The sequence below is a fragment of the Xenorhabdus bharatensis genome (assembly GCF_037996705.1).
Lineage (GTDB): Bacteria > Pseudomonadota > Gammaproteobacteria > Enterobacterales > Enterobacteriaceae > Xenorhabdus > Xenorhabdus bharatensis.
In genome coordinates this window covers 18,871-45,232 of sequence record NZ_JBBMXG010000017.1, presented here as the reverse complement: position 1 = coordinate 45,232, position 26,362 = coordinate 18,871, and the positions used below count along the sequence as shown (strand labels likewise).

Genomic DNA, 26,362 nt, shown 5'->3' with positions numbered 1-26,362 from the left:
GTCTTGCCTCTCTCAGTTAGCCTGATTTCTCAGTGCCCACAGTCGTTGTAATTGGGTTAATCCCTTGCCCGTAATCAGTGACGTCACGCATTCCTGAATGCCGCGTTCTGGATGTTCCCAGCTGCCTAATTTCACATCCATCAGTCCCGACTGTATTTTCTCCTGATACGGTTCATTGCGGCGGGTGATCCAGCCGATTTGTCGTAGAAACGCGAACAGCCGGGTTCTGCCCGTCCCCAAAATCTTAGCAGCCTGCGCCATACTGAGCGCACCGTGTGAAGCTGATACTTGGTCATGAAACCCGACCTTCGGAGCATCCTCAAAAATCTGGTGCTCTAACTGATTCACAGCCAGTGAAAGGCGCTCTTTTTCTTCTTCGGCCTGAATGACCATCAACGCCAGTTGTTTGGCATTGGGTAAAGTGGATTGCAGTGTTACCAACCTGCCAGAACGGTAGTCGATAAAGGTCTGGTTAACCTGCAGCTGAAATGTCGGACTTATCCATCCCGCATAGGAAACAGCCAGCAGTTCATGAGCGAAAGTACCTCGGTTTTCTCCGCTTTTAACCGCATTTACAGGCGATGTGCATTTCTGCATATCAATTAGTTCCTGCACTAATTCTTTAGCTGACTGAGTTCTCAGCCACTGTGCAGGTGCTTTATTGGCGCCAGCGCCACTCGCCTTATGCAACGCATTCAAATTGAAGCGTCCTTCTGCATCAGTGGTAATTTCAACACCTGCGATCACTGGCAAGCACTTTTGGTTTATGACATTTAACATCGTTGTTCCTTTGTTTGGAGTCTCATTGCGCCACGCCAGTAATTCAGGCGTGTTTTAAAAAATGCTTGGTATTTGTCGGAGGTCTGTTCAATTTCTCTAAAAATGGTGGCTCGATTTATCTTCCTCAGTTTGAGCTGTTTGATTAACCGACTGGCCCTTAAATCCAGATGTTCCAGCTCACGGTATTCTTGTGGCCATAATCCCCGGTTGTGAGGCAACCCCGCAGGCAAATAATCAGACGGCCTGCTCATGGCTGTTCCTTGGACTCTGCCGAAAGACGTTTAATGATCGCTTTTTCAGTCGGTCTCGGTGCAGCCATGACCTGTTTGTAGATCCGCTTTTTCTTCGGCGTATCGCATACCAAAGTACGCTGAACCGCATCGAGGGGCATTCTCAGCAAAACAGCAATACTTTCCGGCGTTCTGCCAAGACTGGATAACTCATAAATTCCCCTGACAATAGCCTGCCCATAGTGGATACGCTTACCGATACTGATACGGGGTTCAGATATCATTACAGGCTGGGAAACCTGAGGTAACTCCGGTTTGGGTTGGAAGGGCTGACGACTGCGTGCCCGTGCAGCCTGATTCAGATTATCGATAAAGCTGGCTGAGTGGTCGCAGCCATCATCAGTAATATCACGCCGATCAAGGATCAATTTGTTGACATCATTTTCGTTGCTCATGGGGTCTTGCCTCGTTTTGGATTTTTCCGCTTTTGGTCAGAAAGCGTTTTACTATTGGTCAGTGTGTTACTCTTTCGCCGCTTGTTCGGCGGCCTGTTTCCAGATCCCGCGCCAAGCGGCTAATGCCGGGACTTCACTCATCCGCCCTATTCCGGCTTTACGAGCCAGTTGTTGTGCCAATTCCTGAATACGGTTTGTGGGTGTCCAGCCGGTTGAAAACAACAATCGGAACGTGGCATCACGCTCAACGGTATCAATAGTGATGGCCGTTTCGCCGGCTTTTAGCCAGCGCCCGTTAACACAGGCAGGTCGTCCTGCTTTGTCCCACTTACACGCCTTGTCGAAATATTCCGTACAGTTCTCCGGGCCAAACAGGGTTTTCGGACGTAAATAATCCCGCATCTTGCCATCATCCCGCCATTTGGTGGTCAGGTAGTCAGTGATCAACATCAGGTCCTCCACCGAATAACCCTCTCCCAACCGCGCACGGATATACCCCATCGTGGTTTTACCATTGCGGTAGTTCGAATCCGTGATCTGATTGAAATAAACCAGAACTTGCCGGGCGGGGTCGTCGGGTTCGGCGAGAACCTGACAAGATTCTGTTGTACTCTCTGTAGTAATCTCTGTTGTAGTCTCTGTAAGATCAGACCAATTTGACCCATTCAGAATGGCGCATTCTGACCCGTTGGAGTGTTTCAAATTGCCCTTGTCGATAAGGTCATTCTGACCCGCTCGAATGTCTTCATTTGCGCCGTTCGAGGATGTCATTTTGACCTTATCGGCCAACAATGGATGGTCATAATTGATGGCGTAATAATTGGTCCGATCGTGGCTGGATTTATTAATCTGCTCAATCCTCAACACGCCCAGTTTCTTCAAATTCCCCAGCGCCCGTTTGATGGTGGATACCGATAAAAACGGAAACTGCTCCTGCCATTTCTCAACTGAGTTATAAATCCAGCGGCAACCATAGACCTCAACACCGGATGACGTCTCCGTCAGCCAGTATTGGATCTGCTGCAAGATAATGGCCTCGTTCAGTCCCAGGCGCGTAGCCAACTCAGGAATAACCACCAGTGGGCGACTTTTTAACAATAACAAACTCATATCACGCCCTTACTCATCTTGGCTCTGCGATTTGACCTTCTGCTTTTGGTGCTGCTCCCAGTCAGTCAGCGCCGCTTCCTTACGGCTTTCATAAATTTCTGACACTTCGTCAAAAGTGGCAGGCTTATCGTTCCGGCGAAAGCCATTGCGATAAGTGATCTTATCGATGGGTTTCATCATTGGTCTTGCCTCTCGTTAATGCACGTTGGTCAGACGCGGTTCAATGGCATTTAACGCGGATATGGCTATCGCTATTCGGTGTGACATGTCACGTCCTCCTAACAGGGTTTCACTAATGGCAGCGGCAAATTCTCTAATTGCAATTGAGGCGAGATAATTTAACCGGTCATCACTCGTTATCCTTGCCCGTCGTTCTGCGGGTAATGCTGCTTCTATCGCTGGCAACAGTTCCGTGATCTTGCGTTGTGCCGCAGTCGAATCGCTGCGTAACCACCGGAAGATCTGTTGGCGGTTATTATTGATTGCTTTCCAGTCCGCATTTCCTAATGCGTCTTCAATCCGGTGTAACCGGGATTGAGAACCACCGCGATACAGCAGGAAATACATACGACTGACTTCAATGGCTACATGCTCCTGACCTCTCTCCATGGCCCAAGCCTCAACTTCAGCTTTGAGCGTACTGATGCTTTGCTCCACGATTTTCGTCTCCTGTCGCAATTTAATGTTGATTATTAAAAATCAGATTTCGGCTGATACCTCAGTTATATTCATTTCAGGCCATATTTTTTGCCAATCATGGGGACGAAGATCTTGCCTTGTTACTTTTCCATCAGTGGCCTTTTCAATATCAAAACATCTAGCAGGAGGAACTGGAGCATGCCCATGCGCCATTTGAGACAAATAAGAACTGGATACGCCAAGTTTCTCGGCAAGGCGTTTAGCTTCACCACGTTTCAAAGTAGAAATGTAATCATTGAGTTTCATAGATACCTCTTCGTTGGAAATGACAAGAGTTTAATAAACACTAAACATTTGTCAAGTATTTGCTTGTTTAGTGATTACTAATCACAATCTAGATGCTACAAAAGCAGTTCAATCCCCATATATATGGAGCTTTAGAAAGAAAATGAGTATTAAAAATATCAGGCAACAACGTCTAAGAAATTGGTTTTCCGACAAAACTCTTCCTGAAAAAGAGAAGAGTTATTTATCACAGCTCATGAATGGTAAGGCATCTTTTGGTGAAAAGGCGGCGAGACGACTAGAAAAGGACTATCACATGCCAGAAGGCTATCTGGACGCTGGTGCGAACGATGCAGATTTAATAGATCCTCTACAAGTTACATTAACACCTAGACAAAAAATTCTATTGGAATTGTTTGAAGAACTACCAGAAAGTGAAGCTACTGCTCTGATAAAAAATCTTGAGGAGAAAAAACAGCACTACGATAATTTACTAGAAGAATTATTACATAAAAAAAAGCAAAAGAAAGTATAGGAAAGAGTCATTTTATGATTTTTTCCTTATTTATCAATTTAATAATTATTAACTCAGATAATGTTATTTCTAAATATCTCTACTCATAATTAATTAGCCAAATAGATAGCCATATCAAGTATGTGTCCAGCTATCTACAAATAAACCTACCTAAAATTTTACTTTACAAAACTAAACCCAGCCCTCTCCCTACATTCCAACAATAAAAATATAAATTTTAAAAATCAAATAGTTAATATTTAAATACTGGTCAGCAATCCTGCATTGTTTAATTTTTACTTTACTTTTAGTTTATTAATTACTAAACTTCATTCCATCAGCAAACAGGCAGGACGCCCACGAAGTAGCCGCTACCGGCGTAAGAAGAGGTAGATGATTTGCTCAGACAACACGGCACAGCAGCCGTTTAGGTTAAATGTTCAAAATCGAATTTACAGTTTCAGTTGTTATGAAGGAGGAGAACCGCAGCGCTCATTACGACCTGCCACGATTACCACTTGATAACAACTGGCTTTTATCCCAACACCAGGGGATGCCGTTAGCAAGAGACCAATCACCGTAGAGTGATGCTTGAAGAGGCAACTAAACCGGTCGTCAGCCTTGACCAGGGTAAAGCGACGCTGGACAGCGTAACCAGCATAGCTCCTTGACTGTGGGAGTGAAGGAAGCGCCGAAAGGCTGACAGCCCGGAAAGACGGGCAACTTATTACAGACGTAAAAAAACCCACCGAAGTGGGCTCTTTTACCCCGGATCGCCGACCAAAGCTACCGGGAGTTCTTGAGGCGGAGACCAATCCGCCAAAAGAGGCAAGACCAATGATTACTCATCGATCCACAATAATATATAGGAGTTGCTATGAAAGCACAACCTAACACACTGAATGTCACCCTCTACATCTATGCCAAAGAAGGTTTTGATAAACAGGTTGAATTCAACACCCTCACTTGCGCGCCTGCTAACACAACTTATTGGGGGGCGTTAATCCACCAGCAGGATGTGGAAATTACCCTTCCCTCTATCAATAAATCTGATCTCATCCATGCGCAGATCAACGCACTCAAGGCTGAAAAAGAAAAGGTGCTGGCCAGTGCGCAATTGGAAGTAAACCGGATTGAAGACCATATCCAGTCACTCTTATGCATCGAAGGTAAACCTGTCCCCGCTGCCGATATGGAACTGCCTTATTAGCCCCGGAGGAATGATGCAAAACATCAATGATGTTATTGAAATGATTCTGGACGCTGGCTTAACCGCTGTTGAACATGAAAACAACAGCGATTTCGTGGGAGGAGTAACCCATATCTCCCTTCTTGGCGGGAAACGGCGGGTGGAATACTACCCAACTACGGGCATGGTTTATTCGAACCCGGTGAAGGCGCTTTATTCCACCGTCAGGCTGCCCAAAGCTGGCATCCGAAGAGCAATCAAACTGGCCAAAACAGGCAACTAACAAGAGGCAAGACCAATGAAAGTTTATATTTGTGTATTTGAGCCTACCCCGGAGGCTCAAAAGGATGGCGCTATCTCTTTAGCTATCGCGCTTGAGGCTAATTCAGTCAAAATGGCTAAAGCCATGGCCATCGTAAAATTAGGTGAAGTGCATCCTGATGATATGGATAAATTTAATACCGATGCACCCATTATTTGTGAAGACCAAGTCGGTTCGCCTCGTCCACCTGTGGGTAAATTTGATGAGCGGTTTGCTGCTGAATATGAATTTGATGGCACAACGTGGAAAACCAAAACCATTGAACACGATACCCGACATGATCTCGCCAATTTTGGCAAAGTTGCCACTATTGTTCGTGTTGCAGCCATTTTGTTATTCAATACCACTGAGCTGACAAATGGACAGATGACTGATGCAACTAAGTTTATTCATCAAGGAACAGATCAACCCAAACTGCGCAATATCGCCTACGGGTTAGGTGGCATCATAAAAACATCATTGATGAATGCCGCACAGACACAAAAAATTGCCCTGGTCACCCAGGAACACTTTTCATCCGCAGAATATGTTGAGCCAGAACAAGTGACCCAGTTCGGGGAACAGTGGCTGTCAGAGTCATATCAAAAACGCGAATTTAATCATAGCTACGCCACACTGGACTTAGAAATTGCCATGGCCTTACTGGATGGTGATTTTGACTGCTGGGAGATTATGTCACAGGAAATGGTTGCAGCGAAAAAACTGATGACTGATAGTGATGAGACATGGCGTCGTTGGTCTACGCAATTTCGCATCAGAACCGATGCCCTGTCTATCCCGCGTGAAGATATCTTTCGGGTAGTACGTGCAGGTAAGCAACGTCCTGAGTTCCTGACCGATACAATCGCAATGAAGGCATTTATCAGCCATGCGTTGGGTGATACTGCTTCTTCCGATGAATTACCCGATACCACAGACAAACCTGTGCCAACACCAGAAACTACCGTCACAAATGACTCTGCCGGTGAACCTGAGACTCAGCAGGCCGTCCCTGAAGTTAAAGAAGCCAAACCCCGCAGAACGAGAAAAGCCAAACCAGCCAAAGAGGAAATAGTACCAGAACCCGAAGAAATCGGGCCAGAAATGGATACAAGCATACCAGTAATAGCGGAAACCGTACCGACAACTAACAAAGCCGTACCAAAAACGGCAGCAAATGATGAAGGCACTCTATTGCCTCCAGTCAATGACCAGAACACCAGTAATGATAATTTCCAACACCGGGCCGATTTGTTGGAAGAAGCTATCAAGAAGCAGGGTAATGAACAGCAGGCCAATCTTCGCATCTGGAAAGCCGTTCAGCGTACCGATCCGCGTTTTACTAAGCCACTGGATGGTATGGGATATAGCGGCACCAGCATCAACAGCAATTATATGTTTATGCGTGCCACTGAACAATTTGGCCCAGCAGGTGGTAGTTGGGGATATCAGGTTCTGGAAGACAAAATGCTGGACGGTGCTCCAATGACTGAACCTGTTTATGACGCCAATAACAAGCAAACGGGTTTTCGTTTACTACGTGATGGTGATGGCACTTTAATATTTGAACAAAACCACTCTCTCAAGATCTTATTGTGGTATCCGCTTGGGGACGGCACCCGTGGTGAGATCGAAAGTTACGGTGCAACACCTTACCGCTATAAATCTAAAAACGGCATCAAAACGGATGGCGAAGTACTTAAAAAATCCCTGACAGATGCCATTAAAAAAGCCTTATCTATGCTGGGATTCAGTGCCGATGTCTTTATGGGAATGTACGATAACCCTGAATATCTGGCGGAAAACAAAATTGAATTTGGCATCAAAGCGGCCAGTGACAAAGCCGAAGATCTCACCCGCTTACGTAAAGAGCTGGACGAGAAATTTGCACGTAATACCGAAACCATGAAATCGGCAGTGACCAAGAATGAGCTGCGAGGGATTGCATCCACGCTGACCCGCGAAATTACAGTACATCTGAATAACGCAAAATCGACAGGCGACAAAGAGTATGAACGTTATCTGTCAGGTCGATTACGTCGTTTAACTGAAATCGAAAAAGAGTGCGTAACCAAACTTGAAGAGGCAAACCCATGACCACCGCAATTGCATTAGCCGCCGATTATGACCAACTGCAAAAACTGATCACCACCGGTGAATTTTCACCGGAAGCTATCGCCGATACGCTCGAAGGGTTAGAAGGTGCTTTGAGTGACAAACTGGATGCGGTCATGATCCATGTTCGTAACCTTGAAGGACAGGCCAGAACACTGGACGATGAAGCCAAGCGACTGGTTGAGCGCAAAAAGTCCTTTGAAGGTCAAATCAAACACCTGAAAAAATATGTGCTGGATTGCTTACTAAAAGCAGACCTGAACAGCCTGAAAACCACGAAAAACACCTTTAGTGCGCGTCAGGGCGTTGCCAGAGTCATTATCGATAACGAAATGTTATTGCCTGATGAATTAGTGGATGTTCAGACCATTACTGCCCCGGATAAAAAAGCCATCAAAGAGGCAATTGAACGCGGCGACACTATACCGGGTGCGCATATCGAAATTGGGGAAAGAAGTTTGCAGGTTCGTTAACAATCAGTTTATGCCCGGTGATCCGGGCATGGAGGAATACATCATGGCAGCAAAAATTGAAATCAGCATTTTTTATAACGAAGAAATTAACCAGTGCGAAGTGACTTGGTCGTCAATCAGAACTGACTATCTTGAGCCAAAGGAAAAAGCCACATTGGAGCAATTGAAAAACGCTTTAATGAGCCAACTCAACTCTGGCTCTCGTCACGGTCAAGTGCATTGAGAGTGTGTACATCATAAAAATACCCAGACCAATAAAGTAAAAGAGGCCAGACCCATGCTTAAACATCAACATAAACGTTACCAGCCAGTCACGATCACTCTGCCCGATGGTACAAGCGGCCAGATCATTGCTGACCGCCGCTGTGCCATCTTCTACGACTTCCCGCCCGAAGTAAAAATCGAGCAGGCTAACAACAGTCAAAAGGCGGAGGTCGATAGTTCATTCCTCACCCGTAAACCTGATTAAGCATAATCAGAAATTCAGCCACGTAATCACTAGCATGATGGTACATCCACCAAATGGAGCACCATCATGCAACTCTGGCAACCGGGACAACAACTATTAACTGACTTCGATATCAAACTGGGACGATTAGCCGCCAGTGTCAAAAATACGCCCTGTGATCAGGCGGATATTATACGCGCCTGCGACACCGCTGATCGGATTATTATATCGATGATGAGACAAGACCAAGACCATGAAAATAAATCGCGACATTACCATCGAGAAAAAAGAGGGTTCCATAAATAGTGACATTATCACCGATAAAGAAATGGAAGAATTGACGGGATATGAACACCCCTCCAAGCAATGCCAATCCCTCGCTAAACATGGCATTTTCTTTATTACGCGCCAAGATGGTAAACCCAGAACAACCTGGACGCATTTTAATAACCCGATAGCTGTTGTACGCCGTTCCCATGCTGTCGAAGAACCTGATTTCGAGAACATGTGATTGTGGCCAGAACAAGAAAAAATGCCGCCGATAAACGTTTACCCAAGCGTGTTTATCGGGGAAAAACCAAATATGAATTTCATCCGGCAAGAGGGGGCTCTATCTCTCTCTGCCCACTGGATGCTCCCCTTTCAATTATCTGGGCTGAGTACGAAAAAATTCTTTGTGACATGTCACGAGAGGAAAATTCAGTGTCTAACTTAATCAAACAATTTCTGGCCTCTGCTGATTTTAAGGATCTGGCCCTTGATACCAAAAAAGACTACCGGAAATATGCCAACAAGCTGACTCCAGTCTTTGGAAAAATGTCACCAGATAATGTCAAACCTGAGCATATCAGGAAATACATGGATAAACGTGGCTTAAGCAGCAGAACGCAGGCAAACCGAGAAAAAACGTTCTTTTCCCGTGTCTATAAATGGGGTTATGAGCGTGGGATCGTGAAAAGTAATCCCTGTAAAGGTGTGAAGCAATACAAAGAAAAAGCGCGAGAACGGTATATTACCGATGCAGAATATGCAGCACTTTATTCGGTATCACCGACGGTGGTTAAAGTCGCAATGGAGTTAGCCTATTTATGCTGTGCCCGGCAAGCGGACGTTCTGACATTAACCCGTTCTCAACTAATGGAAAAAGGTATATTTATTCGTCAGGGGAAAACCGGAAAACAACAAATTAAAGCCTGGACAAAACGCTTAGAAAATATCATCAAAATGAGTGACACATTAATTACCGAACCCGGTGTTGTCAGTATTTATGTGATTTGTCAGACCAATGGTCATAAATATACCCGTGACGGTTTTAACAGTCGCTGGAGAAAGGCTAGACAAATGGCAAAAGATGAATTCCCTAATTTAGATTTTAACTTCACTTTTCATGATTTAAAGGCGAAAGGTATTTCTGATTTGGAAGGTACGCTGGCAGAGAAACAAGTAATATCGGGCCACAAAAACATAACCCAAACTGCACGGTATGATCGAAAAATTGAAGTTGTTCCGGTTGTGGGAGGGCAGAAGAATATGTAGAAGTTACTTAAAGTATCTTGTGCCAAATCAGGGCTTTTTTATTCCTAATATTCAACAAAATGATCGCCTAACAAGCTGATTTAAAAGGGTGAAAATAATAGCCCATATTAGGTGAAAAACTTGTAATCAATTGATTTTAAATAAAAAAACAACGATTTTAAAATCCCTCGGCTGTAAGGCTGTGCGGGTTCAAGTCCCGCCCTGGGCACCAAATTAAAAACCACTGATAAAACAGTGAGTTCGGGAATAAAAAAGGCCACCGCAAGGTGGCTTTTTTCTCTGGTTTTTAGTGCACGAAAATTCAGAATTGGCAGCAGATTGGCAGCACCTCGGCACCACTGGTTATTTATCCAATATCATTTACCCCGCTTCTTATCCCCTTCTACAGCCTGACTTTTCTATTTTTTTAAAATATTTTCAGTGAATAAAAAAACATCTTTTATGAATAATTATTGTTCAGCACAAAGATTAAACCGTAAAAATGAAAAGTGGCGACAAAATGGCGATGAAGTGGCGACGCAAAAAAAATTTTCTTTGTCAGTGGCAGGAAGATAAAAATATAGCCCCTTGCTAACAGAGGCTAATGATTTTAAGGGCTATCAAAGCACATGACCGTCTGCTGCCCCTTTTCAGGGTGTGGTGGAGCAAACTCAACTAAAGTGGGCTTAGCTACCCAACGGACAAACGTTTCATGACTGACGAACGTGGCACCGCAATTGATATTCTGGCACTGGTTATAACGTTCTTTGGTTTCGGTGGTGTGTTCAAAACTGCTGCGTGTGTGGGCCACATGGCCGCAAAGGGGGCATCTCATCATAATGTGAGTACCTCAAAATCAGGAAAGCGCCAGCTGTGTTAGGCGATGGCGCGATTATAACAAATCAGACGCCCATGTCAGCATCCGATATTTTCACTTCCAACTCTAAGGCCGAAGTTAACCCTCTGTCATTTAAAGTATGCGTGACGGTGACCAGCGTCCAGTCGGTGCCGTCGATTTGCGGTTTAAAGCCGCTGACCCGGACTTTCATTTCCGGTAACAGTTCCGGCCTACCCTTGGCCAGCTGGATAGAGAACGAGGCGACACCGCGCTGAATTTTTTCCCACTCGGCTTTGGCGGCCCGCTCAGCATTGGCCTTGTTGGCGTAGGTGTGTTTCATGATGAACACATTACCTTCACTGCCGACCAGATAATCTCCCTGTTTTTCTTCCTTTTTCTGCGGCGTGGCTTTGCGTTTCCGGCGCTTGACCGTTACCGGGGTTTTTTGCTTCGGTTCACGGGTATTCAGCCAGCTGGCCGAGACGCCGGTATAGGCGCTGCGGTCAGCCAGTGAAAACCGATACCCATCACCGGACTGACGGGTGATGATCACCGTCGGCAATGGGCGGCCACTGACGGTGGTGTTGTTCCCTTGTTGCATAAACAACAGGTAGCCGTTCTTGACCGTGGCAATCGCCCCTTCCTGTGTGGCCAGCCGGGTTAAGAAGCTGCCGTCAGATTCGTTAGTCTGGTCAATGTGGTTTAACGTAATGCCGGCCAGTTGGTTATCAATTTCCGCTTTCAGGTGATTACGCATGGCGATGGTGCGCACAATGTCACTGAGGGTTTTCTGATGGTAAGAGAATTCCCGGCTGAGATTGAGGCTCGCCCGAAAATCGGCACTGCGGGCACGCACGGTGATTTTATCCGGCGCACCGCTGTATTCGATTTCATCAACAATAAACTGGCCCTTATGGACAGGGACTTCTCCCTGCCAGCCCAGATGCAATGACAGCGTGGTTCCCCGACGGGGTAATACCAGCTGGCCGTCGCTGTCGTCCAGTTCAATATCGAGCTGGTCAGCCTCAAAGCCGCGATTATCGGTCAGGGTCAGGGACATTAAGCGCTTTTGAATGCGGGCGTTGATATTGTCATCGCCGGCGCTGAGGATATAGACCGGTGTGTGAGTATCGCCCGTTATCCAGTCAATTTTTGGTAAAGCCATCAGGGGATCATTCCACTCAGTTGATTGGTGGCACTGGTTTTCAGGTCAGACAATTGGCTGCGCAGATCCCCGAACATCTCACCTAAGTTCTCATCCACGCGGCGCAGGGTGACCGTAAAGTCAATCTTTCTGGCCGCGCCATCAACAAAGAATTCGCTTTTGGTCTGGTCAATACTTTCAATAATAAACATGCCGTAAATCATGCCGTGTCCGTCCAGAAACGACCATGCTTTACCGCTGTCAGCCATCAGTTGCAGGGCCAGTAACGACAGGCGGCCTCCGCTGATTTCTGGATACAGGCTGCCGGATAAGGTGATGGTGTCATTGTTGGGTCCCATAAACTGAAAGGCCGGACGGGCACCGACCCGGCTGTTAAAGCCGTAACGCCATGATTGCTGGTGTTGCAGGCTCTGGTAAGGGGTGGTTTTCAGCATAAAGACAAATAAACCGAGGGCGGCCATCATGATTAAAATTCCTCTCTGTCAGCAAAGGCACTGCGGGCGCGGGCACGTCGCTGTTGTTCGCGGCGATCCAGTTCACGGGCGACCGCCTGTGCGATATCCTGCGCCGATTGTGCCGGTGTGGGGTGAATATGAATTTCATAGGCCGGGCGATCACTGTGCTGGGTTGAATGGTTAACCGTCACCCCGGCATTTTGGTATTGCGCCACGGGCAGGCTGTAAGGATGCAGCGGTGCGGGTTGGGCACTGACGGTAGAAACGCCCATTGACAGGGCCGCCGCAGCCATACTGGCCAGTGCCGCCGTCTGTCGACGGCTGGTGACGCGCACCGGGCCGTTAATCAGTTCCGGGCCATGCTCACCGACCAGCCCGAATTTGCCGGCTGGGATAGCACCGCCCCGATCAAAGGCTCCGAAGAACCCGGCCATCGGGTTGGCATTGTTGGTGTTGTGATAGGCATCCAGCGCTTGTTTCACGTCCGGTTTGGTCGTCTGCGTTTTCATAAAATCCGGGGTGATGGCGTCTTTAAGCTCGGTTCCCAGATTGGCAATGCTCTGTTTCAGGGCCTTCCATTTCTCTTTGATGCCGTTGATGAGTTTTTCGATAATTTCCGTACCGAACTGCTTAAATTTTTCCGGCAGTTTCTTGGTGTCTTCAACAATTTCATTCCATTTGTCGGAAATCGTCTTTTTGATGCCTTCCCATTTATTCCGGGTGTCCTGCTTGATTTCTTCCCACTTGCCGCTGATCTTTTGCTTGATGTTCTGCCATGCGGTGGAAACATACTCAGAGATATTATCCCAGAGTTGTTTAAACCACGGCCCCAGCTTGTCCCAGTTTTTCCAGATAAGATAAGCGCCCAGCGCAATCAGACTGATAACCAGTAAGATGGGATTCATCAGCATCAGACGGCCCAGCCACATGATCCCCTTGCCCAGAAAGAGAAGACCACGACCCAATAATTTTAATCCGGCCAGACTCATCTTACCCATCCACAACATGCCTTTGCCCAGCAATTTAGCCCCAGCCAGCCCCCGCTTACCCATCCACTGCATCCCTTTACCCAGCAATTTAATACCGGTCATTCCCTTCTGACTCATCCAGATCAATCCCTTACCCAGCTGGGAAGCGCCCTTGCGCAGCCGTCCCATAGAGCCGGCACCTTTGATACCCAACACGCTCAGGCCAAATCTCACCATCACCAGTGGCCCCAACAAGGCTGCCAAAGCCAGAGTGATCGCGCCAAATAAGGTTAATATCACGCCTAACCCAATCCCCACCATCGTTAAGGTTTTGGTCAGCTCAGGGTTGGCTTTCATCCATTCCCCTGTTTTGCTGATAATACGGGTAATGCGTTTGGTAATTCCACGCAATGGGCTATCCACGCCGCCAAAGATTTGGATGCCGAGATCTTCCCATGCAGACGACAATGCTTTCAGGTCGCCGTCCAGATTGTTTGTCATAGTATCGGCGACTTTCTTCGCTTCACCTTGTGCGTTCTTCAGTTCTTTGGTGAGTTTTTGCAACTCCCCTGAACCCGCCTGATCGGCCAGAACGGATAAAGCCGAAAAAGCTTCTTCTCCGGCAATGGCCTTAAAGATACCCGCCCGTTCGGCATTCCCCATTTTGGCGGTTTTAGCATTCAGCTCAGTCAGAATATCCGGTAAAGCGCGCAGGTTACCCTTCGCATCTTTGGTTTGAATGCTTAATTTTTTCAGTGCTTTGGCGGCAGCGGTTGGCGGTTCGGCCAATCGCCCTAGAATAGATCTTAAGGCTGTGCCCGCCATACTGCCCTGAATCCCGGCATCCCCGAGTTTCCCTGTTGCCGCAGCGGCCGTTTCAATATCCACACCCAGACCAGCGGCAACGGGTGCCACATACTTCATGGTTTCACCCAGCATCGTCAGGTTGGTATTCGACCGGGTAAACGCCCCGACCAGCACATCACTGACGCGGCCCATATCATCGGATTTCAGTTTAAAACCGGTCAAAATATTCGAGCCAATATCCGCTGTAGTAGCTAGATCAGTATCGCCTGCCAGTGACATGGACAACGTACCGGGCATGGCTTTACGGATTTGATCGGGATTAAAACCGGCCATCGCATAAAAACTTTGCCCCTGTGCCACCTGATTGGCGGTGAACTGGGTCGATTTTCCTAATTCCCGTGCCTGCTCGCGCAGTTTCTTGAGTTCCGGTGAATTATTATCAAGGCGGGTGAGTGCCTGTACTTTCGACATACCGACTTCAAAATCATAGCCCGGCATCATCACACGCTTGGCGCTATAGAGTGTCCCCACGCCAGCGGCGGTGGCGGCTGCACCTGTCGTCGCCACCTGATTACGCACGTCCTTCATTTTCTGGTAGCGGGATTTGGCCGCCGCCATGCGTTGTTCCTGCTGGCGCAGCCGTTCCAGTTGCTGCTGCTGTCGTTCGAGTGCGCCGGTGGTACGGCTGATATCCCCGTTAATACGCCGCTGGGCCTCCCCGAGCCGGTGAGTCGAGATACCACTCTCGCGCAGGGCATCACGCTGGCGTTGCAGGGACTGACTTAAGGACTGGGTTTTGTCTTTGAACTGACGGGCAGCATTTTTAGCCTGCTGGAGTTGCCGGATCTGGGTTTGGGTCGGGTTGGCCGTGGCATTGAAGGCGCGACTTAACGCCGTTACCCGGTCAGTGGCACGCTGATAAGCCTGTTCAGCGTCGGCCAGCTGACGTTTAGTCTTGCGAAAACCGTCAATCTTGCCGGCCTGCTGGTTTAACTCGCGCAGTTGCTGGCGTGATTGTTTGATGGTCTCCGCCAGCCGCTTGTTGGTTTCCTGCGCACTTTTAAAAGGCCGGGTCAGTTTGTCCACGGCATTTAACACCACTTGCAGGCGCAGGTTGCGATCACTCATCGGCACCACTCCGTTTGATGGCCCGGTAACGCCACTCCAATAATTCCGGCAGGGACATGTCGGCGGTCACGGCGGGCGACCAGTGAAAGACGGTGGCGATATCCGCCACCAGTTCGTCCGGGGTTAAGCTGTCTGGAAATCGGACTTCACCGACTTCGGCAACAAAAAATTGACCACCTCGACACTGAGGTTAATCAGGTCGCCCGGCGCCATCAGCAGCAGATCATTTTTGGTCAGGGCCGGCGTAGTCACGCGGGGCAACACCAGCATCATGGAATCGACGTCCATTTCCATCAGGGCCTGCAAACGCACGCCGCGCAGGGCACCGCTGGTCGGTTTGCGGATAATAATATCAGTGATGGTGGTCGCACCACGGGCAATCGGCTCTTCCAGCGTGACGGTGGCTTGTTCAGTCTGCGGTAAAGTCGTTTGTTCAGTCATGATTCAGGTTCCTTAGGGGTGAGGGGTTACAGGCCAATCGCCCGGCGGTGGGCTTCCAGACGGTCGACGCCGCCGACGATTTCCACCATATTAATGGTGTCGATTTCAATCAGGACGTCGCCGTCCATCGTCAGTTTAAAATAGGTATTTTTGGCGCTGACTTTGGTCTGGGTGTTGTCGCCCTGTTTGTAGTTGCCGGGGTCAAACTCCGAGAAGCGCCCGCGCATGACCACTTCGACGGCGATTACCTCCCCGGTGTCGTCACGCTGAAAGGAGCCGTTAAAGCGCAGCATGACGCCGTCGGCTTTGGCAATGCCCCATTGTTTGTAGAGCTGGGCTTCCACCCCGCCGAGCGTAAATTCCGCATCCAGTGCGCCATCATCCAAGCCGAGGTCGACATGGGCCGCCCCGTTCATGCCGCCGCCGCGATAGGCTTCGAGCTTGCGGCTCAGTTTCGGCAGGGTCAGTTCTTCCACCATGCCCTGATAGTTGTTCCCGTCGTTAAACAGGTTTAAATATTTCAGTTTGCGTGGGAATGCCATGTGTTGTCCCTTAGCTGTTGACGCTGTTGGCGAAATTCATCAGATACTGGTCGGTGATGCGCTGGCGCAGCAGCAGGTTTTCCAGCGGCGGCACCGGCGTATAGTCATAATCGAGATAGAGCTTGCCCGCTTTCAGGGTGTCCTTGTCGTTGACGGTGGCGTCATACCAGCATTGGCCGTCAATCAGGTAACCGTTGGCTTTCAGCTCGCGCAGCTTGGCATTGATGCCTTCGATAATGTCACGCACCAGTGAGGGGGTGAGCGGTTTATCAATCGCCCACATATGCGCCTCGGCCATCGTATCGGCCAGTATTTGTGCGGTGCGGGTGTAACTTTCAAACTGGAACAGTTTATCGTCCGAACAGGTACGCGACCCCCAGAAGCGAAAGCCGTCTTTGCGAATAAGCGTGGTAACGTCGTTCTGGTTCAGCAGATTGGCATCGGTGGCCACATCCTGCAAATCCCAGAACACGTCAGCGGACAGGCCGGTGACGCCATTCACACCAACGTTGGACAGGGTTTTATGCCAGCCGCTCTCTTCGTCAATCTTGGCGCGCAGACCCACCGCACGGGCGGTGGCATACGCCGTGGCGGTACGCTTAGCAACCGTATCCCAGCTTAAGAAATCCGGCCATATCAGCATCAGTTCACGCTGGCCAAAGTTTTTGCGGTAGTCCATCACCTGTGAAATCGTTTTACAGCCATATGCGCTGACATACGCCATCGCGCGCAGTTGCTGGGCAATGCCGGCCAGTTTCTGCGCCACCGGCAGGGTATCGTGGCCGGGTACGGCCAGAATGCGCGGCTTCACCCCGAGCTGACTTTGTGCGGCCAACAGGGCCTGCATGCCGGTTTTTTTGCCCTCAGCCGTCACACCGCCAATGATATTCGTGGTGGTCTCGGCTTCGGTTTTGCCCTGCGCCACGCGCACAACGACGGTCACGGGTTTGGCCTGTTCGGCAATCGCTCTCAGCGCATGGGCCAGTGTGCCGGTTTCCCCCGCCTTGCCACTGGCGGTCAACACATCGGTCAGCAAGACCGGGGTATTTAAGGGAAAAGTATTAGGGTCAGCATCGTCGGCGGTGGCGACCAAGCCGATAATCGCGGTACTGACGGTAGTAATGGTGCGGGTGCCTTCGTTGATTTCCTGCACCCGCACGCCGTGGTGATAGTCCTGGGCCATAGCCATCTGCTCCGGTAAAAGGGATAGCGCTATGGTGGTCGGTGTGACAATAAAATGCCCGTAATGAGGGCTGTGTGGGGGCTGGTACAAATCCGTTTCGAATGAAAAAACGCGATGGCTTTGGCAAAGATATTGAGGGCCGAGGATGAAAGTGACTATTTCCCTTATTAATACTTGCCTGTCATCCACACTCTGTACACCACCATACAATTCTATTGAACTGAAATAAAAATAATTAATCCCTATCATCCTGTATTAATTTATAAACAAGATAACATTCATTCGGTTAAAAAATTCCCCCTTAATAACAACAGTCCGAGGATAAGATGAATACATTGAATATTCACCCGCTGAGTGATGTGCAATCCTTGAATATAGGTCAAGGGTCTCGAATTTGGCAGTTCAGTGTGATTTTCCCCCATGCCCGAATCGGTAAAGACTGCAATATCTGTGCGCATACCCTGATTGAGAACGATGTCATCGTTGGCGACAGGGTGACCATAAAATCAGGGAGCTTCCTCTGGGATGGTATCACGATCGAAAATGACGTATTTATTGGTCCCTGTGTCGCTTTCACTAATGATAAATATCCTCGTTCTAAAAAATACCCTGACCGGTTCCTAAAAACACACATTAAAAAAGGGGCCTCCCTTGGAGCCAACGCCACTATTCTCCCCGGCCTGACACTGGGTCAATATTGTATCGTGGGGGCGGGGGCGGTAGTGACAAAAGATATTCCTGATTATGCCATTGTGACAGGGAATCCTGCTCAAATTGTTGGATGGGCCAAGAAAGAAGATTAACCCACAGGGGCCATCGCCCCTGTTTTTACGTGGGCTGTTCAGGCCAGTGGATATCGGATGCAGCGAAACAATCTACCCGGTTGAGCAACACACAATATTTTTTCCATGCCAACAGGGATGCCTGCTCCACCTTTGTTGCCATCTGAAGGTCAACGGCGTATTGCAGTGGGGCAATCGCGTTGGCAGCCTGTGACAGACGATAACGTTTTTCCTGTTCAGCCCGGGATTGTAATTCTTCCGTGGTCAGGGGCGGGATATCCGCCCATACCGGCAATCCCTGCTTTCCTGCGATGCGGCATTTCCCCTCCGGCGGGCCATTGGCCGCAAATTCGGCATAAACCGCCTCGTTGACTTCTATCCCATCCGCCGGCCACGTCCCCGCCTCAAGATACCAGAGCTGCCAGTCCAGCGGGTAAAAGGCATTGTTTTTTGCACTGTAAACGTACATGTTTCCCCTCAATATCCGATTGCTATCCAAGTACAGTTCAGTTCCGACCGATGAAAACCATCATTACGGTATACCCCACACGCGACGACAAACGCGGTTTTATCTTGGGGATAGGCCTGTGCTATCTCCGCATTCGCGGTTTCTGCAGGGTCAGAGCTTATCGTCACCGCGCACACAAACCGGGTAAATGGCCGGGGAAAATCAACCCGTTGACCATCGGAATATTTCCCCCGGCCCCATTGAATAACCATCCCGTGGGTGTTATCCCGAAACCAGCCATTTTCCTCTAATAATGCCTCGGTCGGGGGGTTATTCGGACTATAAACCCGTTGCCCTTTCTCCAGCACGTATCGATGCGCCCACACATCCTGTGATGACACAATGTTCTGGCCCTCACCCGACCGCAAAAATCCCGTCGCGTCCACATTCCCGTGGAGCACACCTCCCGTTTGGGGATACGCGCCAATCTCATCCGGTTTGGGTTTATTATTCGGGCTGTAAACCCGGATACTGCCTGATTCAAAAATGCCCTCTCCCGAGATATACCCCGCTGCGTCAATATTCCCATAGATAGCGCCCCCTTTTATGGGATAGGCATTCTCTGCCAACCACTTCACATTCGCTAAACCGAGGTTTTCCACAAACGCTTGCTTGTCCTGAATATCTGCCCCATTCTTCGCTTTTTCAAGACGATTATTGGCGTTGCGATTGGCGTTGGCCGCATTTTGATTCGCCACCTTGGCCAGTGAATAAGTATCGTTTACACGGGAATCCGTTTCCGTTTTGGTATAAGCGTTAACATCGGCCGCACTGAGTGTGATATCGGCGGATAATGGCCTGCCATTAATTTGACGGTTAGCCGGGACACGGCCATTGGCATTATTATTCGCCGAACTGGCTAAGTCATACACTACTTTAACGGCTCTGGGGGTGGCGGCCTGTGTCTCACTCTGGCTATCAACAGCATTGCTCAGGATAACAAACCCTTTCTCTGTCAGTGTCGCATCAGGATGCCGGCGGCTCTGCGCATGTTCACGAATCGCCTGAACAATAGACGCATCCGCATACTCCCGCGTCGCCAGCACCACCGACGGGTCAATTTTCAGCGTCACGGCATTCGTGTGGCTGACAATCAGCACCATGCGGATGGTCTGCGTTCTGCCGGAACCTTCCTGTAACTGCGGTTTGTAGGTCTCGGCACAGTTGCCGACCGCCATCAGCACGCCGTCTTTATCAAACAAGCCGATTTCCCGTATCCACCAACCGCCCTCGTGTTCGGGTATCACCTGCTCGGCAATAATCTGGTTCGTATTCTTCGGGTCAACGCTCAGCACATTGATGGCTGCCCGGCGTTTTTCGTTAATCAGCTTTTGCTGATTAGTGTCTGGTGTTGGCAAACTGCCGCCTCCATCTCCCACCGCCATGTGGGTGATTTCAATTTTGGTGCCCAGTGCGGCGGCGTTCGCCAGCCGGTCTGCCCCTAATCGGGTTAACAGGGCAAAATATTTACTCATACTCCAATCCTCATGGTATCAATAATATGTATCCCGGCTCCGACAACATCCGCCCCGGTGACCGTGAGACTCTCTGCCAGATAGGGGTAAACCGTCAGCACATCGCCGTCATAGCAGGCAGCAGCACAATAAGCGGTACCGCCGGTTTCCAGTTGAATGGACATCCCAATCAGGTGACGCGAGGCGGGTTTGGCATCAAAAATAAGGCGTTCCAGCTCGTGATAGGTGGCTTCGGTGATACCGGTATCCATCACCCCGATATCGAGGCGAAAGGTGCCGGGCGCATCATGGTTCTGCCACCATTCAATGACGCGAATGAGATAGCCGAAAGGTTCCACTACCCGACGGATCGCCCCAATCGTACCTTTATGTTTATGCACAAACATTGCCGCTTTAATCGACTCCCGTTTGACGTGCTCCGGCCAGTCCATATCCCAGCGGTCCACCGACCATGCCCATGCTAAATAAGGTAATAACCTGACCGGACAGCGATCCGGCTGCCATACATCCCGTATCGGCACGGGAACAGCGGCCAGACTGCTGAGCGCTTCGGCGGCCGCCACTTCCAGCGGAGACGAACCGACCGGTAACAGACGGTTATTCATCCGAACCCCCGAGCGTGATATGAGCGGAGGTGCAATAACTGGCCTGCGTCTTGTCTAAAATCATATCTTTGGCCGGTGCTTTCAACTCCACCCGCTGCACACCGGGCACATGGAGGGCGGCAAAGATGGCACTGCGGACAATGTCCCGGCCAATGCGGTGCTGTTCAGCGGTATAGCGCGCCAGCCGTACCCGCGCATCCTGCAATATCGGCTCATATTCCGGCGTTGGATAGAGGTACAGCACGGCGTCAATGGCATAGTTGACAATTTTGGCCGACTGCACTGTCAGACGGTCGGCCACCGGACGGACGTCCTCATCATTCAATGCATGGGTGACGATATCAATCAGTTCGCTATTGGCTGCGCCGTTCCCGTCACGCGAAAGAATACTGACCGTCACACAGGCTGGTGATGGGCTAATCACCGACGCATCGGCAACACGACCATCGGCACTGCGGGCATGGTATTCATACGATGCCACCGGCCCGGCGACGCTTAAGCCCTCAAAGGCCTGCGGGATACGTACGCGAAAATCGGCGTCCGCTTCCAGTACGGCTGGTATGGGCGGCACGGCGGCGTTATCGGCAGGCTGTAAGACCAGTCGGCTGACATTGTTATTGGCCCCCAGTTGGTCTAAATCCGCCCCTCTGGCAAACGCCACCATCGCCGCGCGAGCCGCTTCATTGATGCGCTGGCGCAGCAACAGCTCCCGATAGGCATTTTCCTGTAACAGCTTGGTGAGTGGTTCGGATTCCAGCGCCAGTGTGCGGGTCAGGGCCTCGCGCTGGTCGGGAGGATATAAGGCAATTAACGCGGCTTTGCGTTCAGCCAGCAGGGTTTCAAAATCGAGCGGTTCCACCACATCGGGCGGGGGGAGCAGGCTTAAATCAATGGTGGGCATCAGGTCACCTCACGGGCACGGAAAATGTGACGGGGTCGTGGGTCGGCTGAAAATAACCGTTAATTTCTACTGTGGCCTGCCCGGCATGGCCGGAGGTCACACTGATGGCGGTCAGGACAATGCGCGGCTCCCATTGCTGGATAGCGGTATAACAGGCCGCCATCAGTTGCAGGCGTAACGCGGGATTCTGCGGGGCGTCGATTAACGCCGACAGCAGCGAACCATACGGACGGCGGGTCAATCGGCTGCCGATGGGGGTTAACAGAATATCGCTGACCGACTGGCGCAAGTGATCAATCTCGGTCATGGCTGCCCCGGTCTGGCGGTTCATGCCTAAATACAACATCAGACCGGCCCACCGGAGGTGCCATCACCGGAACGCACGCCAACATGGTGATGCGTATCGACAACCACTCCGTTAGAACTGAACTGGCCGTCGGTATGGATGATATTCCCGTGCATTGTCCCGCCCTGACGGATCGCCAGACTGCCGGTGGTGAGATGGTTTGTACACATGACGACCGGCGTGGCTAATGTGATCTGTTCGCTAGCGGTACAGGTAATTTGCGGGGCGGTCACCTGCACGGAGACCGAGGCGGTGACCGTCGCAGTTTTGATCCCGCTGACGGTTAAGGCGCTGCTGTTCGGTTCATACTCCATCACCGCCCCGTCAGGAAAAGCGATGTGTACCGCATCAGCAGACGCCGACGGGGCCGGACACGTATCGGAAAAGATAGCGGGTAAGACAAACGCCGTGGTGAGGTCACCACCGATGGCCAGCAAAATCACCTGCTCCCCGACACTGGGTGCCCACCATGTACGGGCACGCCCGGCGCGGGTGGTGAGCCAGTTCAGCCAATCAGTTTCAAGGTGGCCGGTTTCGACCCGGCACAGACCGCGGGCCGTATCGACCTGTGTCACAGTGCCGGTGCGGATCAGGTTGCGCAGCCGGCGCAACAGTTCCGTGGTTTGGGAATGAGAATATTGTGTGTTCATGCCGACAACATGGCACTAAATCCATGCACCTGCACGGCAAGGGGCTTGTACCAGCCCTGACACATCCCCGTCGCCTTTCAAGCGACCTCTTTGTTGGCTGCGCTCACTCACCCCGGTCACATAGTTCGCTATGCTCCCGGGGATGAATTCCCTTGCCGCCGCGATGTCACTTGAAATGCATAGGGGATATCAAAAGGTAAGATGTTTGAGGATTTGTGCTTCGATATGGGCAATATCCTGTGGAGTCAGGCCTAACAAACGGCGCTCCGGGTATTTCACCTCAATCTGCTTGCCGCGTTGACGCTCTTTCAGGCCAAACTGATGCACCCGGGCAACGTTGGCCACTTTCGGGGCAAAGAAAATCACCGTTTCTTTATCACTGGCTGACAGACGCAGATAACGGGCGGTCGCCAGTTTCTTAAACATGCGGGTCTTTTTGCTGCCCTTGCGCGTCTGGAGGCGGTCGGTTTTCTTTTCCAGCATCTGCTGAATATCGTTGCGGTAGAAGGTGCGCAGTCCTTTGCGCTCAGTATCATAGCCGGTGATCACTTTCCCGTTTTTGCCCTTGCGGTACTGCCAGTTTTTTAGGCTGCGGGTTTCCCCGCGCCAGACAAACTTCATGCCTTTCTGCACCGTCAGGATCTGCGCCTTGCGCTGGCTATAGCGGCTGCCATCGGGGTTACGCTGGGCACGGATGCGTTGCATCTGGCTTTTACGCAGGTCACGGGCAATGTCGCGGGCCAGTTGTTTGCGGCTGGGCGGGGAAAGCTGGGTGAGCAAAGCGGTCAGGACACTGTCCAATGGCTGTAAGTCATCATCCATCTTTATCACCACTGCGCAAAGGGGTTGGCCGGCTCCGGGATAGCAGTCACGGTGCTGATGCCGTCCTCGGTGCTGACCTGTACCCGCTCGGTGAGTTTCAGATCAATACTGATATCGGCGGTCTGGTCATTGAGGATATTGACATCAAAGGTAAAGCCGCTGCGGCGGTTGTCGGGGTTGGCAAAGATATCCGGCTGATGTTCACGCAGCCAATGGCCGACCACCGCCATTAAAATATTCTGGTCGCCCGGATAGGCTTCGATAATCAGATTCAGGGTGTATTCGTATTCATACGACAGCGACGGTGCTAAGGTGGCCAGCACCGCACCGTCTTCCACAAACAGGTGAAGATATTCGGGGTTATCACGCAGGTAAGGGATTTTACCGGTCAGTTCGGTGCGTAATAAATGCGGTTTATTCATGGTTCACCTGTCAGTTATGTCGGGCTAAACACTGCCTTCCCGTTCGATGACCAGAATTCGGGCCTCGCCCACCGGATGGGCGACATGCTCTGTGCCGACGGTGGCATAAAACAGATCGCCGGTTTCCAGTCGGGCTATTTTAATCTGCCCGTGCTCTTTGTAGTGCATCTCCACCGTGCCATCCATGACCGCGAAGACTTCTTCCCCGTCATTGATATGCCATTTGTACGGCTGATCCGTCCAGTGCAGTTTGACGGTGACGCCATCCAGATTAGTGATAAGTCGTGAACCCCACGCCCGGTCGGCTTTAAATGTTTTGCTTTTGATATGTTCCATCTGATTAATATCTCTACAGTTATTTACAGGCCGTTAACATACTACAGCGCCGGATTTATTGACACTGGGTCTGAATATAATCCTGTAACCCGGCGATCATTTGCTCAGTGGTGGCGATGCGTTCCCGGAGTAGCCAATAATTTCGGACAGCGGTGTCTGTAGGTCGGGCGCGGGTTGCATCAGCCATGCCGGCGGTGGCAACGGTTTCAGGGGCAGGACACTGGGCCTTGATGTACACCCGCTCAGGATGAGCCAGAGAAGCAGTGTGCAGCCGGTCAATTTCAGTCTTTGCATCGGTCAGTTCCTGTAGGTGTCGGGCATCCTGTTCAGCCAGTTGCTTAAGGCGCGTTTGCTGTCGGGTATTGATGGCCACCTGTTCTGACAGGGAGGTGGTTAAGGCGGTATTTTCACGGGTGAGCCGGCCGTTTTCGGCCGACACCGACCAGACGGAAAAGGCCATCGAACCCATTAACGCCAGTGCGAACAGCATCAGACCGGCTTTCAGTCGCCATGTCATAGCAGATTAAACGCCCGGTCAATCAGTGAGTCAGGGTAAGGCTGCTGGCCGTTCTCCATCTGAATGATGGCTTTCACCAGCCGGCGCATGGTCACGGCGTTATCGACATCAATCACCGCATGGCTGGCGACCCCGACCGCATTACACACGTAGGCAATATAGCTTTCCGTGTGGTTCTCATGGGGCGGTGCCCAGCGGGTAATGATTTGGCGGAGACTGTTCAGGCCGTATTTACGCTCATAGTTACGCAGAATTTTCAGCATCGCCCGAATGCCCCATTCCGGCGCAGTAAACTGGCAAAAGGCGCTGTCGGTCTGGAGATCACTCAGGCCCTGCCAGTTATCCCCGTGGCGGATATTGCCCGGATTATGGTTGCGAATACCTCTACTCATGCGGTTTGTCTCCCAGTCGTTTGTTAATGGCGCGGATCGCAAACTCGCGCAGTTTTTCAACGCCGATAAAGCCGATAGCGCCCCCCAGTGCCGGTGAGACAGAGCCGGGAATGCCGAACACTTCCAGCCCGCTGGCAATGCCCCATGAGAACGCCCCGCACAGTAACGGTTCGACCCAGCGATTTTTACGCTCCACGCCGTCATAAATCAGCCGGCCATAGCAAATCAGCACCGCTAACAGCGAGCCGGAGATTTGCGGCCACGCCTGCTGTAAGCCGTTTAAGACCTCGGCCCAGAGATCAGGTTGTTTGTCCATGCTGTCTTCTCATCATGATTTAATCCCATAATTGCAGGGTAGGTGTAACCGGTGCCGGCGCGATATCCGGCAATGTCACCTCGGTGCCGTGCGGCAGGATAGCGCCCAAATCCGCCAGACCGGGATTGGCTTCCAGTACCTGTTCGGTGACGCCCTGTGTCCGGCCGTAATGACGCCAGCACAGCGCATCCACCGTGTCATATTGTTGTGCCCAGACCCGCATTAAATCAGCTCCACGATGGCATGATCCTGCCCTTGTATCCGGCGCAGTGCCCACTGGGCATCCCGCCATAAATCATCAATGGTACTGTCCAGTGTGTCCGCTTTTTTCGTCCCGCTCGCGGTGGTGTCGATATCCCGGTAACGTTCGGTCAGGTTGGCTTTGGTCAGACAGAATACGGCCCGGTGATAGAGATAAATCAGCTCGCTTTCGCCATTCACCCTTGATGCCGGCACCTCGGATAAGGTGGCATAGCCCTGCTGGATATTGATCAGGTGCCAGCGGTGCAGCTCGCGGTTGGCTTCCACAATAGCGTTAGCCATCGCCTGTTTTAAGCGGGGGGTGGTGACGGTGCCGTCATTGCGCATCTCATCACGGTAACGGCCCAGACTGACGGCGGGATAAAACGGATCGCTGCTGAGGGTGATATCCGCATCCTGCGCGGGTTGCGGTGCAATAAAATCCATACGGTTACCTTGTAATAGGCGG

The 26,362-nt window shown here is 50.6% G+C and carries 39 protein-coding genes; 10 read left to right on the top strand and 29 right to left on the bottom strand.

The window, feature by feature from the left end:
• Positions 1 to 12: 12 nt before the first annotated feature.
• The 7 genes from AAC855_RS15690 to AAC855_RS15660 all read right to left on the bottom strand — a co-directional run bounded on the left by AAC855_RS15690 (position 13) and on the right by AAC855_RS15660 (position 3,520).
• On the bottom strand, positions 13 to 780 hold the full coding sequence (locus AAC855_RS15690; protein ID WP_340610828.1) for a phage antirepressor KilAC domain-containing protein: 768 nt from the start codon (positions 778 to 780) through the stop codon (positions 13 to 15).
• Positions 774 to 1,031, bottom strand: coding sequence for a hypothetical protein (locus AAC855_RS15685; protein ID WP_340610826.1), 258 nt, complete (start codon positions 1,029 to 1,031; stop codon positions 774 to 776). Before AAC855_RS15685 ends, AAC855_RS15690 begins: the two co-directional genes overlap by 7 nt.
• Positions 1,028 to 1,465 carry a hypothetical protein gene (locus AAC855_RS15680; protein ID WP_340610824.1) on the bottom strand — a complete coding sequence of 146 codons (438 nt, stop codon included), beginning with the start codon at positions 1,463 to 1,465 and terminating at the stop codon, positions 1,028 to 1,030. Before AAC855_RS15680 ends, AAC855_RS15685 begins: the two co-directional genes overlap by 4 nt.
• Positions 1,466 to 1,531: 66 nt before the next feature.
• Entirely contained in the window at positions 1,532 to 2,575 is a 1,044-nt protein-coding gene (locus tag AAC855_RS15675; RefSeq protein ID WP_340610822.1) for a conserved phage C-terminal domain-containing protein, read from the bottom strand.
• Positions 2,576 to 2,584: 9 nt separating this feature from the next.
• On the bottom strand, positions 2,585 to 2,755 hold the full coding sequence (locus AAC855_RS15670) for a hypothetical protein (protein ID WP_340610821.1): 171 nt from the start codon (positions 2,753 to 2,755) through the stop codon (positions 2,585 to 2,587).
• 15 nt (positions 2,756 to 2,770) lie between these two features.
• Positions 2,771 to 3,232 carry a toxin YdaT family protein gene (locus AAC855_RS15665; RefSeq protein ID WP_241538342.1) on the bottom strand — a complete coding sequence of 154 codons (462 nt, stop codon included), beginning with the start codon at positions 3,230 to 3,232 and terminating at the stop codon, positions 2,771 to 2,773.
• 42 nt (positions 3,233 to 3,274) lie between these two features.
• Positions 3,275 to 3,520, bottom strand: a complete 246-nt coding sequence (locus AAC855_RS15660; RefSeq protein ID WP_099133682.1) for a transcriptional regulator — start codon at positions 3,518 to 3,520, stop codon at positions 3,275 to 3,277.
• Between the two features lie 142 nt (positions 3,521 to 3,662).
• Here AAC855_RS15660 and AAC855_RS15655 point away from each other — a divergent pair, with 142 nt between their 5' ends.
• The 9 genes from AAC855_RS15655 to AAC855_RS15615 all read left to right on the top strand — a co-directional run bounded on the left by AAC855_RS15655 (position 3,663) and on the right by AAC855_RS15615 (position 10,075).
• Positions 3,663 to 4,034 carry a hypothetical protein gene (locus AAC855_RS15655; protein WP_099123636.1) on the top strand — a complete coding sequence of 124 codons (372 nt, stop codon included), beginning with the start codon at positions 3,663 to 3,665 and terminating at the stop codon, positions 4,032 to 4,034.
• 856 nt (positions 4,035 to 4,890) lie between these two features.
• The gene (locus AAC855_RS15650) at positions 4,891 to 5,223 is read left to right on the top strand and encodes a hypothetical protein (protein WP_340610819.1); all 333 of its coding nucleotides are present in this window, start codon (positions 4,891 to 4,893) and stop codon (positions 5,221 to 5,223) included.
• 10 nt (positions 5,224 to 5,233) lie between these two features.
• Positions 5,234 to 5,485 (top strand): hypothetical protein, encoded by a 252-nt coding sequence (locus AAC855_RS15645; RefSeq protein WP_241537927.1) that lies wholly within the window; start codon positions 5,234 to 5,236, stop codon positions 5,483 to 5,485.
• Positions 5,486 to 5,500: 15 nt separating this feature from the next.
• Positions 5,501 to 7,600, top strand: a complete 2,100-nt coding sequence (locus tag AAC855_RS15640; RefSeq protein WP_340610818.1) for a hypothetical protein — start codon at positions 5,501 to 5,503, stop codon at positions 7,598 to 7,600.
• Positions 7,597 to 8,091 carry a siphovirus Gp157 family protein gene (locus tag AAC855_RS15635; protein WP_340610817.1) on the top strand — a complete coding sequence of 165 codons (495 nt, stop codon included), beginning with the start codon at positions 7,597 to 7,599 and terminating at the stop codon, positions 8,089 to 8,091. The genes AAC855_RS15640 and AAC855_RS15635 overlap by 4 nt, the downstream gene beginning before the upstream one ends.
• Before the next feature lie 43 nt (positions 8,092 to 8,134).
• A complete protein-coding gene (locus AAC855_RS15630) occupies positions 8,135 to 8,314 on the top strand; it encodes a hypothetical protein (protein ID WP_099123607.1) in 180 nt (59 codons plus the stop codon).
• 54 nt (positions 8,315 to 8,368) lie between these two features.
• Positions 8,369 to 8,560 (top strand): hypothetical protein, encoded by a 192-nt coding sequence (locus tag AAC855_RS15625; RefSeq protein ID WP_099109798.1) that lies wholly within the window; start codon positions 8,369 to 8,371, stop codon positions 8,558 to 8,560.
• A gap of 232 nt (positions 8,561 to 8,792) precedes the next feature.
• On the top strand, positions 8,793 to 9,050 hold the full coding sequence (locus AAC855_RS15620) for a DUF4224 domain-containing protein (RefSeq protein WP_340610816.1): 258 nt from the start codon (positions 8,793 to 8,795) through the stop codon (positions 9,048 to 9,050).
• Positions 9,051 to 9,052: 2 nt separating this feature from the next.
• A complete protein-coding gene (locus AAC855_RS15615) occupies positions 9,053 to 10,075 on the top strand; it encodes a tyrosine-type recombinase/integrase (RefSeq protein ID WP_340610815.1) in 1,023 nt (340 codons plus the stop codon).
• 589 nt (positions 10,076 to 10,664) lie between these two features.
• Here AAC855_RS15615 and AAC855_RS15610 read toward each other — a convergent pair.
• The 8 genes from AAC855_RS15610 to AAC855_RS15575 all read right to left on the bottom strand — a co-directional run bounded on the left by AAC855_RS15610 (position 10,665) and on the right by AAC855_RS15575 (position 17,581).
• On the bottom strand, positions 10,665 to 10,892 hold the full coding sequence (locus tag AAC855_RS15610) for an ogr/Delta-like zinc finger family protein (RefSeq protein ID WP_099124817.1): 228 nt from the start codon (positions 10,890 to 10,892) through the stop codon (positions 10,665 to 10,667).
• Between the two features lie 64 nt (positions 10,893 to 10,956).
• On the bottom strand, positions 10,957 to 12,057 hold the full coding sequence (locus tag AAC855_RS15605; protein ID WP_340610814.1) for a phage late control D family protein: 1,101 nt from the start codon (positions 12,055 to 12,057) through the stop codon (positions 10,957 to 10,959).
• Positions 12,057 to 12,521, bottom strand: a complete 465-nt coding sequence (locus AAC855_RS15600; protein WP_340610812.1) for a phage tail protein — start codon at positions 12,519 to 12,521, stop codon at positions 12,057 to 12,059. The genes AAC855_RS15605 and AAC855_RS15600 overlap by 1 nt, the downstream gene beginning before the upstream one ends.
• 2 nt (positions 12,522 to 12,523) lie before the next feature.
• Positions 12,524 to 15,415, bottom strand: a complete 2,892-nt coding sequence (locus AAC855_RS15595) for a phage tail tape measure protein (RefSeq protein WP_340610810.1) — start codon at positions 15,413 to 15,415, stop codon at positions 12,524 to 12,526.
• The gene (locus AAC855_RS15590) at positions 15,408 to 15,524 is read right to left on the bottom strand and encodes a GpE family phage tail protein (protein WP_083600290.1); all 117 of its coding nucleotides are present in this window, start codon (positions 15,522 to 15,524) and stop codon (positions 15,408 to 15,410) included. Before AAC855_RS15590 ends, AAC855_RS15595 begins: the two co-directional genes overlap by 8 nt.
• Positions 15,525 to 15,538: 14 nt before the next feature.
• Positions 15,539 to 15,856 carry a phage tail assembly protein gene (locus AAC855_RS15585; RefSeq protein ID WP_340610808.1) on the bottom strand — a complete coding sequence of 106 codons (318 nt, stop codon included), beginning with the start codon at positions 15,854 to 15,856 and terminating at the stop codon, positions 15,539 to 15,541.
• Between the two features lie 26 nt (positions 15,857 to 15,882).
• Positions 15,883 to 16,398 (bottom strand): phage major tail tube protein, encoded by a 516-nt coding sequence (locus AAC855_RS15580; protein WP_099124822.1) that lies wholly within the window; start codon positions 16,396 to 16,398, stop codon positions 15,883 to 15,885.
• A gap of 10 nt (positions 16,399 to 16,408) precedes the next feature.
• Entirely contained in the window at positions 16,409 to 17,581 is a 1,173-nt protein-coding gene (locus tag AAC855_RS15575) for a phage tail sheath protein (protein WP_340610806.1), read from the bottom strand.
• A 335-nt stretch (positions 17,582 to 17,916) separates the two neighbouring features.
• On the opposite strand from AAC855_RS15575, the gene AAC855_RS15570 reads away from it, so the two are divergent.
• A complete protein-coding gene (locus AAC855_RS15570; RefSeq protein ID WP_340610913.1) occupies positions 17,917 to 18,384 on the top strand; it encodes an acyltransferase in 468 nt (155 codons plus the stop codon).
• Positions 18,385 to 18,409: 25 nt separating this feature from the next.
• Here AAC855_RS15570 and AAC855_RS15565 read toward each other — a convergent pair whose 3' ends face one another.
• The 14 genes from AAC855_RS15565 to AAC855_RS15500 form a co-directional block, all read right to left on the bottom strand.
• Positions 18,410 to 18,832: a tail fiber assembly protein gene (locus AAC855_RS15565; RefSeq protein ID WP_340610804.1), complete on the bottom strand. Its 423-nt coding sequence runs from the start codon at positions 18,830 to 18,832 to the stop codon at positions 18,410 to 18,412.
• Between the two features lie 8 nt (positions 18,833 to 18,840).
• Positions 18,841 to 20,346: a phage tail protein gene (locus AAC855_RS15560; RefSeq protein WP_340610802.1), complete on the bottom strand. Its 1,506-nt coding sequence runs from the start codon at positions 20,344 to 20,346 to the stop codon at positions 18,841 to 18,843.
• Positions 20,343 to 20,951 (bottom strand): phage tail protein I, encoded by a 609-nt coding sequence (locus AAC855_RS15555; protein WP_340610800.1) that lies wholly within the window; start codon positions 20,949 to 20,951, stop codon positions 20,343 to 20,345. The genes AAC855_RS15560 and AAC855_RS15555 overlap by 4 nt, the downstream gene beginning before the upstream one ends.
• The gene (locus AAC855_RS15550; protein WP_340610798.1) at positions 20,944 to 21,852 is read right to left on the bottom strand and encodes a baseplate assembly protein; all 909 of its coding nucleotides are present in this window, start codon (positions 21,850 to 21,852) and stop codon (positions 20,944 to 20,946) included. The genes AAC855_RS15555 and AAC855_RS15550 overlap by 8 nt, the downstream gene beginning before the upstream one ends.
• Positions 21,853 to 21,856: 4 nt before the next feature.
• A complete protein-coding gene (locus AAC855_RS15545; protein ID WP_340610797.1) occupies positions 21,857 to 22,198 on the bottom strand; it encodes a GPW/gp25 family protein in 342 nt (113 codons plus the stop codon).
• Positions 22,198 to 22,848, bottom strand: coding sequence for a phage baseplate assembly protein V (locus AAC855_RS15540; RefSeq protein ID WP_340610796.1), 651 nt, complete (start codon positions 22,846 to 22,848; stop codon positions 22,198 to 22,200). The genes AAC855_RS15545 and AAC855_RS15540 overlap by 1 nt, the downstream gene beginning before the upstream one ends.
• A gap of 189 nt (positions 22,849 to 23,037) precedes the next feature.
• Positions 23,038 to 23,670 (bottom strand): phage virion morphogenesis protein, encoded by a 633-nt coding sequence (locus AAC855_RS15535; protein ID WP_340610794.1) that lies wholly within the window; start codon positions 23,668 to 23,670, stop codon positions 23,038 to 23,040.
• Positions 23,671 to 23,675: 5 nt separating this feature from the next.
• Complete coding sequence (locus AAC855_RS15530; protein ID WP_340610792.1) at positions 23,676 to 24,092, bottom strand: phage tail protein; 417 nt, start codon at positions 24,090 to 24,092, stop codon at positions 23,676 to 23,678.
• 24 nt (positions 24,093 to 24,116) lie between these two features.
• Positions 24,117 to 24,428, bottom strand: a complete 312-nt coding sequence (locus tag AAC855_RS15525) for a cupin domain-containing protein (RefSeq protein ID WP_340610791.1) — start codon at positions 24,426 to 24,428, stop codon at positions 24,117 to 24,119.
• 55 nt (positions 24,429 to 24,483) lie between these two features.
• Positions 24,484 to 24,945 (bottom strand): lysis protein, encoded by a 462-nt coding sequence (locus tag AAC855_RS15520; RefSeq protein ID WP_340610790.1) that lies wholly within the window; start codon positions 24,943 to 24,945, stop codon positions 24,484 to 24,486.
• A complete protein-coding gene (locus AAC855_RS15515) occupies positions 24,942 to 25,337 on the bottom strand; it encodes a structural protein (RefSeq protein ID WP_340610789.1) in 396 nt (131 codons plus the stop codon). Before AAC855_RS15515 ends, AAC855_RS15520 begins: the two co-directional genes overlap by 4 nt.
• Positions 25,330 to 25,653 (bottom strand): phage holin, lambda family, encoded by a 324-nt coding sequence (locus AAC855_RS15510; RefSeq protein ID WP_340610788.1) that lies wholly within the window; start codon positions 25,651 to 25,653, stop codon positions 25,330 to 25,332. Before AAC855_RS15510 ends, AAC855_RS15515 begins: the two co-directional genes overlap by 8 nt.
• 19 nt (positions 25,654 to 25,672) lie before the next feature.
• On the bottom strand, positions 25,673 to 25,876 hold the full coding sequence (locus AAC855_RS15505) for a tail protein X (protein WP_340610786.1): 204 nt from the start codon (positions 25,874 to 25,876) through the stop codon (positions 25,673 to 25,675).
• The gene (locus AAC855_RS15500) at positions 25,876 to 26,340 is read right to left on the bottom strand and encodes a head completion/stabilization protein (protein ID WP_340610784.1); all 465 of its coding nucleotides are present in this window, start codon (positions 26,338 to 26,340) and stop codon (positions 25,876 to 25,878) included. The genes AAC855_RS15505 and AAC855_RS15500 overlap by 1 nt, the downstream gene beginning before the upstream one ends.
• Positions 26,341 to 26,362 lie beyond the last annotated feature (22 nt).